We start from the raw sequence: 12,609 nt of genomic DNA on the forward strand, positions 1-12,609 counted from the left end.
TTTTATTGATTATGGTGTTAACGGCGCAGTGAAATTGGGTATGTCGATGCCGTAGCGGCTGGCCGGGAAGAAGCGTACAGATTGATCGGAAATGATGGATTTCTTGACGGTTACATCCAGAACTTCTCCGGGTAAAATATAGGTTTTTGCGATTTCCCCGGCCGTTTGCGAAGGTAAAAAAATCACCTGTTGCGCCAGGCGCACCACATAGGCGGAAGGGTTGCTGACTTTAATATGCTGCCCGGAGCCGGACCATTTCAGCAGCTTCCACGCATCGGTGACGACCGGTAAATTTTTGGGGCGAATTAATACCGGCAGATCCTGACGCAGATTGAAGTTAACTTTCATTGCGCCTTTAGACACGCCTGATGGCGGGATGCCTTCAAAGGTGACGCGTTTATAGTGCTCTTTGGTTAGCGGGGCGCTGCTTTCCATAATAAAGCGGACCTGCTGTTCCTGACCGGGTTCCACGCGTACGACGGGCTGGGTGACGTTGACGGTGATGCCACTGTCATCTTTTACATCTTCTATTGTGGTGTACAGCAACATCGGAACCGTATCGCTGTTTTTGACATTTATCGTTCCGCCATTATGGCTTTCTTCAATAACCAGTAGTGTGGAGGCGGGAACCATTCCTGCCGCATAAGCCTGAGATAAAGGTAAACAGAGAAGCGTGGCGGCAAATATATACGCTTTAACGGTACAAGATTTGTCAGACATTATTGTAATTCCTTCTATTGGAAAAACTCCCCACCCATCCATGTAGGGAGTTGTTGTACAGATATGATTAATAACGATGTGATTAGATATATCTCAGGGTAATGGTGGCGGAACCTGAAATATCGGTATCATCGCTAATGGCCAGTTTGGTGGTATTATCTACAGCCAGAGAAACCTTAAGCGGATAAGTTGCATTGTTATAGGCTGCTGGTTCCAGCGTGCCTTTGGCGCCGACGGTGATGATATCCTGCGTCCCTTCCTGGTTCCGAAAAGAAGTTTCCGTTGTCGCCTTAGCCCACAAACCCGTACTTGCGGCGGCGCTTACAATATAGTCAGCGTCAAAAGTGTCTTCGCCATTGACGGCTTTCGCGCTTGCAGCCTTGACAGAATCGATGGATACGGCATAGGCGCCAATGTTGACATTGCCTGCTGTTTTACCTACGCCGAATGAGACTCCTTTACCTTTAATGATGCCGGTTATCCAGATCTCTGCGTTGCTATCCGCTTTGTTATCGGTCAGCGTCCAGCCTACTTTCGTGGCGCTGGGGCACTCGATGACCAGATCGGTGTCTTTCGTGGCGATATCGTTGACGGCCGTTGAACTAAGGTCGCTGATCAGATGCGAGCCGAAGTCAAGTGCGTTGCCGCCGTTGACTGTCGCGGTACAGCCACCGACCAGCAGTTTCCCCGTTACGCGCAGTTCAGTGGTGGCGCCGTCGGCCGCCCATGCGTTAGACATGGTCAGTGCCGCGATTGCGGTGGCAAGAAGTGCTTTTTTCATTTGTTGATCCTTAACTTGAATTGTGTGATGGTACGAAAAGGCATGTTACTTGCCTTCTGAATACGTTTTATATCAACCAGATAGCTATGGAATATGGTTGGGATAGAGTTATATTTCAGAAGTAATATATTATCTGGACACAGCAGACAGTGGTTTTAGTTTTATTTAAAACTGATTTCTGGTGATCTTTGTTATTTTTTGTTTTAGAGTTGCTGCTATTTTGTATGCGGTTGGAATATGGCGAGATTGTATGTTTATATATTCATGTGGTGAATATTATTGATAAATAATATGCCAGCCTGAGCGTTAATCGGCAGGCTTTTAATGCATTGCTGATGGTTATTGAGAAAGTAACGTGCCGCCCTTGTTAAGGGTAAACGGGCACGTCCTGGAGAGGGTTAACGCACCGCCCGCGCAATCCACGCCGACAATTCCCGTAGCTCTTTTTCCTGCTCTGGAAAATCGACTAACAGCGCATCACACTCCTGTTGCAGCATATCCGCACGGTACAGACACCCCTGTAAACGGCCTGCCAGCGCTTCCAGCGGCGCAGGGTTAAGGCTGTCGGTAAAAACCTGAGTGCGCGTGATGTGCCCTTTTTCAACGTCGAAGTGCAGTTCAACGCCGCCCCAGATAAAGCGTTCGTCCAGAAGATGCGTAAAGGCTGGCGCCTGGCCGAAGTTCCATTCCCAACTGCTCTGGCGAGCGAACGTTTCGGCAAAATTGGGCAGATCCGGTGTTTTATCTGGAGAGATTATTTCGGCTTCCACGCGTTCGCCGTAGTGGCTGAAGAACGCCTCGGTAATGGCGTCGCAGATGTGTTCATGGGTAATACCAGGCAGCAGTTCGACCAGATTGGCGACGCGCCCGCGTACGGAGGCGATCCCTTTGGCCTGTAATTTTTTCTTATCAGGATTGAGGTAGTTCGCCAGACGGCTGAGATCGGCATTCAACAGCAATGTGCCGTGGTGGAAGCCGCGATCTTTGGTTTCCCGATAGGCGGAGCCGGAAACCTTGCGGTCGCCTTCCGGCGTTTTCACCACCAGATCATTACGACCGGAAGCCTCTGCGGTAACGCCCAGCGCGTTCAGCGCATTGAGCACTATCGCGGTGGAGATCGTTTTGTCGTACTCCGGCTTCCCGGCCATAAATGTAAAACAGGTATTGCCGAGATCGTGGAACACCGCGCCGCCGCCGCTGCTGCGACGCGCCAGCCGGACATTGTCTTCTTCCATGCGCCGGGTGTTGCACTCTTTCCACGGGTTTTGCGCCCGCCCGATGACGACCGTATCAGCGTTGCGCCACAGGAACAAAACGCGCTGTGTCGCGGGCATCTGGCGAAAAATACACTCTTCAACCGCCAGGTTGAACCAGGGATCGTAAGAGTCAGAGATAAGCAGACGTAATGTCGTCATGGCAGCATTCCTTTTCGTGGTCTCAACTATATTAACGACAAAGCGGCGGCTATCCTATGGTTCTTTCTTCTCGCTCTCTTCCTCTTCCGGTACGGATTTGCTGGCGGTGAGCAGGAAAGGCGATTGCTGCCAGCGCGTGCGTTTGCCCTGTAGCAAGGTGCGCGTGAGCACCACGCCAATTGCCAGTGACAGGAGCAGCATCAGGCGTAAAATGTTGGTGGTGTTATCGACCTGTTTCGCTTCGGTCGCCAGCGTATGCGTATCCAGCGTCAGGCGCAGATAGCCCAGCGGGCCATTTTTACCCTGAATAGGTTCGACAATCTGCTGATTAAAATAGCCGCCCGCTTTTTTACCGTCCAGCGCCAGCCTGTCGCGCACATTGACGCTTTCGCCTGCGCGCGTAATGAGATCGCCTTGCTCGTCGTAGACACCGGCATCCAGAATGCGGCTCTCTTCCGTTAGCTGGCGGAGTACGACGGCGATCCGCTTCTCATCCGGCGTTTCGGTGCGCATCAGCGGCGCGATATTTAAGGTCACCTGGCGCGCCAGCGTGCGGGCCAGTTCTTCGAGCTGCGGATTGCGCTGCCGTTGATGGTTTTGACTGAACCAGGACGCCCCCTGCATCAGCCCGACGAGCAGTGCGAGACAGAACAATACAATCACTGCACGATGAAGCCGGAATTTCAGTTTTGCGCGAGCCATATTCCACCTGCTGAAAATTTGAGGCTTAATGTTGCCAGAAGCGATGGTTACAGGGTAGCCTCATGCGTTATTTTCCCCAGGATGATTCCCGACCCGAACGATTTTACAGGAGCTTTAATGCCTAACATTACCTGGTGCGATCTGCCTGAAGATGTTTCTTTGTGGCCTGGTTTACCCCTTTCATTAAGTGGTGACGAGGTGATGCCACTGGATTACCACGCAGGCCGTAGCGGCTGGCTGCTGTACGGTCGCGGGTTGGATAAGCAGCGCTTAACGCAGTACCAGAGCAAGCTGGGCGCGGCGATGGTGATCGTGGCGGCCTGGTGCGTCGAAGATTATCAGGTGATTCGTCTGGCGGGTTCCTTAACGCCGCGCGCGACGAAACTGGCGCACGGCGCCGGGCTGGACGTCGCGCCGCTGGGCAAAATTCCGCATCTGCGTACGCCAGGTCTGCTGGTTATGGATATGGATTCGACGGCGATTCAGATCGAATGCATCGATGAAATCGCGAAGCTGGCCGGGACGGGCGAAATGGTTGCGGAAGTCACGGAACGCGCGATGCGCGGCGAACTGGATTTTACCGCCAGCTTACGCAGCCGTGTGGCGACGCTGAAAGGCGCGGATGCCGATATTCTGCGCCAGGTGCGCGAGAATTTGCCGTTGATGCCGGGTCTGACGCAACTGGTGCTGAAGCTGGAAACGCTCGGCTGGAAAGTGGCGATTGCCTCCGGCGGGTTTACCTTTTTTGCGGAATACCTGCGTGAAAAGCTGCGTTTAACCGCGGTGGTGGCGAACGAGCTGGAGATCATCGACGGGAAATTTACCGGCAATGTCATTGGCGATATCGTCGATGCCCAGTACAAAGCTAACACGCTGACCCGACTGGCGCAGGAGTATGAAATTCCCGTGGCGCAGACGGTGGCGATTGGCGATGGCGCTAACGATCTGCCGATGATTAAAGCGGCTGGGCTGGGGATTGCGTACCACGCCAAACCGAAAGTGAATGAAAAGACGGAAATCACGATTCGTCACGCTGACCTGATGGGGGTGTTCTGCATTCTCTCCGGCAGTATGAATCAAAAATGATTGAATTGCCGGATGGCGCAGGGCCTACGGGAAAGTGACTGTAGGCCGGATAAGCGCCAGCGCCATCCGGCAACTGCATGAAATAAAGAGGTAAACCGTGGCAAAAGCTCCAAAACGCGCCTTTGTTTGTAATGAATGCGGGGCCGATTATCCGCGTTGGCAGGGGCAATGCAGCGCCTGTCATGCCTGGAACACCATCACCGAGGTGCGTCTTGCCGCGTCGCCAACGGTGGCGCGTAATGAGCGACTCAGCGGCTATGCCGGTAACGCAGGCGTGGCAAAGGTGCAGAAATTGTCTGACATCAGCCTTGAGGAGCTGCCGCGTTTTTCCACCGGGTTTAAAGAGTTCGACCGTGTGCTGGGCGGCGGTGTCGTGCCCGGTAGCGCCATCCTGATTGGCGGCAACCCCGGTGCGGGGAAATCCACGCTGCTGCTGCAAACGCTTTGCAAACTGGCCGAGCAGATGAAAACCCTGTATGTCACGGGCGAAGAATCCCTGCAACAGGTAGCGATGCGCGCGCATCGGCTGGGATTGCCGACGGCTAACATGAATATGCTGTCAGAAACCAGTATTGAACAGATCTGCCTGATTGCGGAAGAAGAACAACCGAAGCTGATGGTGATCGACTCCATCCAGGTGATGCATATGGCGGATATCCAGTCCTCGCCAGGCAGCGTGGCCCAGGTGCGTGAGACGGCCGCTTATCTGACGCGCTTTGCCAAAACGCGCGGCGTGGCTATTGTGATGGTTGGTCATGTAACCAAAGACGGCTCGCTGGCTGGCCCGAAGGTGCTGGAGCACTGCATTGACTGCTCGGTGCTATTGGATGGCGACGCTGACTCCCGTTTTCGCACGCTGCGTAGCCATAAAAACCGTTTTGGCGCGGTAAACGAGCTGGGTGTTTTTGCGATGACGGAGCAGGGGCTGCGTGAAGTCAGCAACCCGTCCGCAATTTTCTTAAGCCGTGGCGATGAGGTGACTTCCGGCAGTTCGGTCATGGTGGTGTGGGAAGGGACGCGCCCGCTGCTGGTAGAGATTCAGGCGCTGGTCGATCACTCGATGATGGCGAATCCGCGTCGCGTGGCGGTCGGTCTGGAACAAAACCGTCTGGCGATCCTGCTGGCGGTGCTGCACCGTCATGGCGGATTGCAGATGGCCGATCAGGATGTATTCGTCAATGTCGTGGGCGGCGTGAAGGTCACGGAGACCAGCGCGGATCTCGCGCTATTGCTGGCGATGGTCTCCAGCCTGCGCGACAGGCCGCTGCCGCAGGATCTGGTGGTGTTTGGCGAAGTGGGGTTGGCAGGGGAAATTCGCCCGGTGCCCAGCGGTCAGGAACGTATTTCTGAAGCGGCTAAACACGGTTTCCGCCGCGCTATCGTACCGGCTGCCAACGTGCCGAAAAAGCCGCCGGAAGGGATGCAGGTTTTTGGCGTTAAAAAGCTTGCGGATGCGTTAAGTGTGTTTGACGACTTATAATCATCTGTATGCACTGATGTTGTATAATTTGCCGGATAGCGACGCAGTGCGTCTTATCCGGCCTACGGATTGATGTTGTAGGCCTGATAAGCGAAGCGCCATCAGGCATTGTTACGCGTTTTTTAGCAGGAGGCTCTTGTGTCATCGTTCGACTATCTCAAAACCGCGATCAAGCAAAAGGGGTGTACCCTGCAACAGGTGGCGGATGCCAGCGGCATGACCAAAGGGTATTTGAGCCAACTTCTGAACGCGAAGATTAAAAGCCCCAGCGCGCAAAAGCTGGAGGCGCTGCATCGTTTTTTGGGGCTGGAGTTTCCCCGGCAGCGGAAAAACATCGGCGTGGTGTTTGGCAAGTTCTACCCCCTGCATACCGGGCATATCTATTTGATTCAGCGCGCCTGTAGCCAGGTGGATGAACTGCATATCATTATGGGTTATGACGATACCCGCGACCGCGAACTGTTTGAAGACAGCGCCATGTCGCAACAGCCTACCGTGTCGGATCGTCTGCGTTGGCTACTACAGACCTTTAAATATCAGAAGAATATTCGTATTCATGCCTTCAATGAGGAAGGGATGGAGCCGTACCCGCATGGCTGGGATGTGTGGAGCAACGGCATCAAAGCCTTTATGGAAGAGAAGGGGATTCAGCCCAACTGGATCTACACGTCCGAGGAAGCCGATGCGCCGCAGTATCTCGAACACCTGGCTATTGAAACGGTGCTGGTCGATCCGAAACGAACCTTTATGAGTATCAGCGGGGCGCAGATCCGTGAAAACCCGTTCCGCTACTGGGAATACATTCCGACGGAAGTGAAGCCCTTTTTCGTGCGCACCGTGGCGATATTAGGCGGGGAGTCGAGCGGGAAATCCACGCTGGTGAACAAGCTCGCCAATATTTTTAATACCACCAGCGCGTGGGAGTACGGGCGCGACTATGTCTTCTCGCATCTGGGCGGTGACGAGATGGCGTTACAGTATTCTGATTACGATAAGATCGCGCTGGGCCATGCACAATATATTGATTTTGCGGTGAAATACGCCAATAAAGTGGCCTTTATCGATACCGATTTCGTTACCACGCAGGCCTTTTGTAAAAAATACGAAGGGCGCGAGCATCCGTTTGTACAGGCGTTGATCGATGAATACCGCTTTGATCTGGTGATCCTGCTGGAGAACAATACGCCCTGGGTCGCGGATGGGTTACGGAGTCTGGGCAGTTCGGTGGATCGTAAAGAGTTCCAGAATCTGCTGGTGGATATGCTGCGGGAGAACAACATCAATTTCGTCCACGTAGAAGAGGCCGATTACGATGGTCGATTTTTGCGCTGCGTGGAGTTAGTGAAAGAGATGATGGGCGAGCAGGGTTAAGCCTGAAGCGCCGGATGGCGGCCTACAAGGTGTAGGCCGGATAAGCGTAGCGCCATCCGGCATCTGATACATTACTTGGCGATACGTTTGTACTTGATACGCTTCGGCTCCAGCGCGTCGGCGCCCAGCGTGCGTTTCTTGTACTCTTCGTACTCGGTAAAGTTACCCTCGAAGAACTCCACTTTGCCTTCATCCTGGTAATCCAGAATGTGCGTGGCGATACGGTCGAGGAACCAACGGTCGTGCGAGATAACCATTGCACAGCCCGGGAACTCCAGCAGGGCGTTTTCCAGCGCGCGCAGGGTTTCGATATCCAGGTCGTTGGTCGGTTCATCGAGCAGCAGCATATTGCCGCCAACCTGCAACAGCTTCGCCAGATGCAGACGACCGCGCTCACCGCCGGACAGCTCGCCCACGCGTTTACCCTGATCGACGCCTTTGAAGTTAAAGCGGCCCACATAGGCGCGGCTTGGCATTTCGGTGTTGCCGATCTTCATGATATCCAGCCCGCCGGAAACTTCTTCCCACACGGTTTTGCTGTTATCCATCGCGTCACGGAACTGGTCAACGGAAGCCAGTTTTACGGTTTCCCCCAGCGTGATGGTGCCGCTATCCGGCTGTTCCTGACCGGACATCATGCGGAACAGGGTGGATTTACCCGCGCCGTTCGGACCGATGATGCCGACAATCGCGCCTTTCGGTACTGAGAAGCTGAGATCGTCGATCAGCAGGCGATCGCCGTAGGATTTACGCAGGTTGCTGACTTCAACGACCTTGTCGCCCAGACGTGGTCCAGGTGGAATAAACAGTTCGTTGGTTTCGTTACGTTTCTGGTATTCGGTGCTGTTCAGCTCTTCAAAGCGCGCCAGACGGGCTTTGCCTTTAGACTGACGGCCTTTAGCACCCTGACGCACCCACTCCAGCTCTTTCTCAATGGATTTACGGCGGGCCGCTTCCTGAGAGGCTTCCTGCGCCAGACGCTGATCTTTCTGTTCCAGCCAGGAGGAGTAGTTGCCTTCCCACGGAATCCCTTCGCCACGGTCAAGTTCGAGGATCCAGCCCGCCACGTTGTCGAGGAAGTAACGGTCGTGGGTAATCGCCACAACGGTGCCTTCGAAGTCGTGCAGGAAGCGTTCCAGCCACGCGACGGATTCCGCATCCAGGTGGTTGGTCGGTTCGTCGAGCAGCAGCATGTCCGGTTTTTCCAGCAGCAGACGGCACAGCGCGACGCGGCGGCGCTCACCACCGGAAAGATTCGCGATTTTGGCATCCCAGTCCGGCAGACGCAGGGCGTCAGCGGCGCGCTCCAGCTGTACGTTCAGGTTGTGGCCGTCATGCGCCTGGATGATCTCTTCCAGCTTGCCCTGTTCGGCGGCCAGCTTGTCAAAGTCCGCATCTGGATCGGCGTACAGCGCGTACACTTCATCCAGACGTTTCAGGGCGCCGACCACTTCGGCCACCGCCTCTTCGATCGATTCGCGAACGGTGTGTTCAGGGGTGAGCTGAGGTTCCTGCGGCAGGTAGCCAATTTTGATGCCTGGCTGTGGGCGAGCTTCGCCCTCAATATCTGTATCGATGCCAGCCATAATGCGCAGCAGGGTAGACTTACCGGCGCCGTTCAGACCCAGTACGCCGATTTTCGCCCCAGGGAAGAAGCTCAGCGAGATGTTTTTCAAAATATGACGTTTCGGCGGAACCACTTTGCCGACACGATGCATGGTATAAACGAATTGAGCCACGTTGGACTTCGCCTCTATAGGTTTATCGTGATGAAGAATAATTTTCAAAGGCGAAGTGTAGCCTTTTTCCCGGGCTAATCCCAGCCAGCAACTCTCACTCGCAATAAAAGTAAAAAAGTGTCCGTAACATGGCGCATTTAGCAATGTCTGGTTAGCATAAATTCATTACGCGGCATGATGCTGCATTGATGTATTACGACAAGAGGAAGAGCTTGTGGACAAAGCCAAACCATTTACCTGGCGTCTTATCGCCGCCAGCGTATGCCTGCTGACGGTAAGTCAGGCGGCGCGAGCGGATTCTCTGGATGAGCAGCGCAATCGCTATGCGCAAATCAAACAGGCCTGGGATAACCGACAGATGGATGTCGTTGAGCAGATGATGCCTGGCCTGAAGAATTACCCGCTGTATCCCTATCTTGAGTATCGCCAGATCACCGACGATCTGATGAACCAGCCTGCGGTCACCGTCACCCAGTTTGTGCGCGCCAACCCTACGCTTCCTCCTGCGCGTACGCTGCAATCGCGTTTCGTTAATGAGCTGGCGCGTCGCGAAGACTGGCGTGGACTGCTAGCGTTCAGCCCCGAGAAGCCGGGCACCACCGAAGCGCAATGTAATTACTACTACGCGAAATGGAATACCGGGCAGACGGAAGAGGCCTGGCAGGGGGCGAAAGCGCTTTGGCTGACCGGGAAAAGCCAGCCGAACGCCTGTGACAAACTGTTCAGCGTCTGGCGCGCTTCCGGCACCCAGGACCCGCTGGCCTGGCTGGAACGCATCCGCCTGGCGATGAAAGCAGGCAACACGGGGCTGGTAACGGTGCTGGCCGGGCAGATGCCTGCGCAGTACCAGACCATTGCTTCGGCGATCATCGCGCTGGCGAACGATCCCAATAGCGTGATGACTTTTGCGCGTACGACCGGCGCGACCGATTTTACCCGTCAGATGGCGGCAGTGGCCTTTGCCAGCGTCGCGCGTCAGGACGCAGAGAATGCGCGTTTGATGATCCCGTCACTGGTGCAGGCCCAGCAGCTTAATGAGGAGCAAACTCAGGAACTGCGCGATATCGTCGCCTGGCGGCTGATGGGGAACGATGTGACCGATGCGCAGGCGAAGTGGCGCGATGATGCGATTATGCGCTCGCAATCCACCACGCTGGTGGAACGCCGCGTGCGGATGGCGCTGGGCACCGGCGATCGGCGTGGGCTGAATACCTGGCTTGCCCGACTGCCGATGGAAGCGAAGGAGAAGGATGAATGGCGCTACTGGCAGGCGGATTTGTTGCTTGAGCGCGGGCGTGAGGCAGAGGCAAAAGAGATTCTCCATGCGCTGATGCAACAGCGTGGTTTCTACCCGATGGTCGCCGCGCAAAAGCTGGGTGAAGCGTATGTGCTGAAGATCGACAAAGCGCCGACGACAGTGGACGCTTCGCTTACGCAGGGCGCGGAAATGGCGCGAGTACGCGAACTGATGTACTGGAACCTGGATAATACGGCGCGCAGCGAGTGGGCGAATCTGGTCTCCAGCAGGACGAAGTCGGAGCAGGCACAGCTGGCGCGTTATGCCTTCAATAACCACTGGTGGGATCTGAGCGTGCAGGCGACGATCGCAGGGAAACTGTGGGATCATCTGGAAGAGCGTTTCCCGCTGGCGTACAAGGATCTTTTCGCCCGTTACACTGGCGGCAAAGCGATCTCGCAAAGTTACGCTATGGCGATTGCGCGTCAGGAGAGCGCCTGGAATCCGAAAGTGAAATCCCCGGTAGGGGCCAGCGGTCTGATGCAAGTTATGCCGGGCACGGCGACGCATACGGTGAAAATGTTCTCGATACCGGGCTACAGCAGCCCCAGCCAGCTGCTTGACCCGGAGACGAACATCAACATTGGCACCAGTTACCTGCAATACGTTTATCAACAGTTTGGTAATAACCGTATTTTCTCTTCAGCGGCTTACAATGCCGGGCCGGGGCGCGTTCGTACCTGGCTTGGCAACAGCGCAGGGCGCATCGACGCCGTCGCGTTTGTTGAAAGTATTCCGTTCTCAGAAACGCGGGGCTACGTGAAGAACGTGCTGGCTTATGATGCCTACTATCGCTACTTCATGGGCGATAAACCAACGTTGATGAATGACGCAGAATGGCAGCGCCGTTACTGATCGCATCGGTTATGTTATGCTATCGTACTCGTTAAAGAGTACAATCGGGGGAGGCAGATACGTTTCCCCTTGCAACGATGGCGACATTCTATGACTCAGCAATCACCCTATTCAGCAGCGATGGCAGAACAGCGTCACCAGGAGTGGTTACGCTTTGTTGAGCTGCTCAAGCACGCTTGTGCGGAAGACCTGCACCTTCCCTTACTCAATTTGATGCTGACGCCGGATGAGCGTGAGGCGCTGGGAACGCGCGTGCGTATCATTGAAGAGTTGTTACGCGGTGAAATGAGCCAGCGCGAGCTTAAAAATGAGCTGGGGGCGGGCATCGCCACCATTACGCGCGGTTCCAACAGCCTGAAATCCGCACCGGTAGAGTTACGCCAGTGGCTGGAGCAGGTGTTGCTCAAGAGCGAAAGGTAATTTCGCCTGATGGCGCTACGCTTATCAGGCCTACAGGAATGGTGAACGCTCATGCCTGATGGCGCTACGCTTATCAGACCTACAGGAATGACGGACGTTCACGCCTGATGGCGCTACGCTTATCAGGCCTACAGGAATGATGAACGTAGGCCGGATAAGGCGAAGCCGCCATCCGGCGTGGATCGCGAGCCCTACCGATACACCGCATTATGAAACGGACTGAGCGCCAGAATCACCGCCTGGTGATAAACGCTGGAGCGGGTCAGTTTTCCGGCGGTAAACACCCCGATAGCCCCCTCTTTACGGCCAATCTCATCAATACCGGTATACTGCGACATCACCGGGCCGAGCGCTTCGCCCTGACGAACTTTTTCAAGGATAACCGCAGGAAGCGGCAGCGTTGCCGATCGCGCCTCGCCTCGCTGGGCGGCATTCTCTATCACCACCCAACTGAACGTACTGTTATCATCAATCCCCGCTTCGATAGCCACCCAAAAATCGGCCTGAGGACGCAGACAGCGCGCATTTTCTACCCGATTCCGTGCGCCAGCGCGCGTTTCCTGACTTCCAAAAGGTTGTTCCGGCACGCCGCTCTCGACGGAGACGGACTCAATATGGCAGGATCCTTCACCGAAAATCTCGTTAAATGCTTGCAGAATTGCCTGAATTTTAGCGGGATTGGTGGTTGCTGAGACAACATGGTGCATAATCAGAATTACTCAGAAATGAATGTCATCGCAGTA

General features: G+C 54.9%; 11 protein-coding genes. 5 read left to right on the forward strand and 6 right to left on the reverse strand.

Annotated elements, in window-relative coordinates:
- Nucleotides 1–9: 9 nt before the first annotated feature.
- From OGV83_RS20490 to OGV83_RS20505, 4 genes are all read right to left on the reverse strand, one after another.
- Nucleotides 10–720 carry a fimbria/pilus chaperone family protein gene (locus OGV83_RS20490; RefSeq protein ID WP_047459060.1) on the reverse strand — a complete coding sequence of 237 codons (711 nt, stop codon included), beginning with the start codon at nucleotides 718–720 and terminating at the stop codon, nucleotides 10–12.
- A gap of 82 nt (nucleotides 721–802) precedes the next feature.
- Complete coding sequence (locus tag OGV83_RS20495) at nucleotides 803–1,501, reverse strand: DUF1120 domain-containing protein (protein ID WP_012134187.1); 699 nt, start codon at nucleotides 1,499–1,501, stop codon at nucleotides 803–805.
- A gap of 398 nt (nucleotides 1,502–1,899) precedes the next feature.
- Nucleotides 1,900–2,916, reverse strand: a complete 1,017-nt coding sequence (gene lplA, locus OGV83_RS20500; RefSeq protein WP_012134186.1) for a lipoate--protein ligase — start codon at nucleotides 2,914–2,916, stop codon at nucleotides 1,900–1,902.
- A 54-nt stretch (nucleotides 2,917–2,970) separates the two neighbouring features.
- Nucleotides 2,971–3,618, reverse strand: coding sequence for a YtjB family periplasmic protein (locus OGV83_RS20505; RefSeq protein ID WP_012134185.1), 648 nt, complete (start codon nucleotides 3,616–3,618; stop codon nucleotides 2,971–2,973).
- A gap of 117 nt (nucleotides 3,619–3,735) precedes the next feature.
- Between OGV83_RS20505 and serB the strand changes: the two genes are divergently transcribed.
- The 3 genes from serB (at nucleotide 3,736) to nadR (ending at nucleotide 7,555) form a co-directional block, all read left to right on the forward strand.
- Nucleotides 3,736–4,704 (forward strand): phosphoserine phosphatase, encoded by a 969-nt coding sequence (gene serB, locus OGV83_RS20510; protein WP_024130729.1) that lies wholly within the window; start codon nucleotides 3,736–3,738, stop codon nucleotides 4,702–4,704.
- A gap of 97 nt (nucleotides 4,705–4,801) precedes the next feature.
- Complete coding sequence (gene radA / locus OGV83_RS20515) at nucleotides 4,802–6,184, forward strand: DNA repair protein RadA (protein ID WP_024130728.1); 1,383 nt, start codon at nucleotides 4,802–4,804, stop codon at nucleotides 6,182–6,184.
- Between the two features lie 138 nt (nucleotides 6,185–6,322).
- Entirely contained in the window at nucleotides 6,323–7,555 is a 1,233-nt protein-coding gene (gene nadR / locus OGV83_RS20520) for a multifunctional transcriptional regulator/nicotinamide-nucleotide adenylyltransferase/ribosylnicotinamide kinase NadR (RefSeq protein ID WP_012134180.1), read from the forward strand.
- 71 nt (nucleotides 7,556–7,626) lie between these two features.
- Here nadR and ettA read toward each other — a convergent pair whose 3' ends face one another.
- A complete protein-coding gene (ettA, locus tag OGV83_RS20525; RefSeq protein ID WP_071257493.1) occupies nucleotides 7,627–9,294 on the reverse strand; it encodes an energy-dependent translational throttle protein EttA in 1,668 nt (555 codons plus the stop codon).
- Nucleotides 9,295–9,508: 214 nt separating this feature from the next.
- Here ettA and sltY point away from each other — a divergent pair, with 214 nt between their 5' ends.
- Nucleotides 9,509–11,446 (forward strand): murein transglycosylase, encoded by a 1,938-nt coding sequence (gene sltY, locus OGV83_RS20530; RefSeq protein WP_012134178.1) that lies wholly within the window; start codon nucleotides 9,509–9,511, stop codon nucleotides 11,444–11,446.
- A 90-nt stretch (nucleotides 11,447–11,536) separates the two neighbouring features.
- Complete coding sequence (gene trpR / locus OGV83_RS20535) at nucleotides 11,537–11,866, forward strand: trp operon repressor (RefSeq protein ID WP_024130726.1); 330 nt, start codon at nucleotides 11,537–11,539, stop codon at nucleotides 11,864–11,866.
- Between the two features lie 191 nt (nucleotides 11,867–12,057).
- On the opposite strand, the gene yjjX is transcribed toward trpR, so the two are convergent.
- Nucleotides 12,058–12,573 carry an inosine/xanthosine triphosphatase gene (yjjX, locus tag OGV83_RS20540; protein ID WP_114847979.1) on the reverse strand — a complete coding sequence of 172 codons (516 nt, stop codon included), beginning with the start codon at nucleotides 12,571–12,573 and terminating at the stop codon, nucleotides 12,058–12,060.
- Between the last annotated feature and the right edge of the window lie 36 nt (nucleotides 12,574–12,609).

The sequence above is a fragment of the Citrobacter sp. CK189 genome, assembly GCF_030333505.1.
In the GTDB taxonomy this organism is placed as follows: domain Bacteria; phylum Pseudomonadota; class Gammaproteobacteria; order Enterobacterales; family Enterobacteriaceae; genus Citrobacter_B; species Citrobacter_B koseri.

Excerpts from the sequence above, each read along its gene's own strand:
- OGV83_RS20495 (WP_012134187.1), bottom strand. The coding sequence starts at position 1,501 with ATGAAAAAAGCACTTCTTGCCACCGCAATCGCGGCACTGACCATGTCT.
- OGV83_RS20490 (WP_047459060.1), bottom strand. The coding sequence starts at position 720 with ATGTCTGACAAATCTTGTACCGTTAAAGCGTATATATTTGCCGCCACG.
- lplA (WP_012134186.1), bottom strand. The coding sequence starts at position 2,916 with ATGACGACATTACGTCTGCTTATCTCTGACTCTTACGATCCCTGGTTC.
- serB (WP_024130729.1), top strand. The coding sequence starts at position 3,736 with ATGCCTAACATTACCTGGTGCGATCTGCCTGAAGATGTTTCTTTGTGG.
- OGV83_RS20505 (WP_012134185.1), bottom strand. The coding sequence starts at position 3,618 with ATGGCTCGCGCAAAACTGAAATTCCGGCTTCATCGTGCAGTGATTGTA.
- yjjX (WP_114847979.1), bottom strand. The coding sequence starts at position 12,573 with ATGCACCATGTTGTCTCAGCAACCACCAATCCCGCTAAAATTCAGGCA.
- trpR (WP_024130726.1), top strand. The coding sequence starts at position 11,537 with ATGACTCAGCAATCACCCTATTCAGCAGCGATGGCAGAACAGCGTCAC.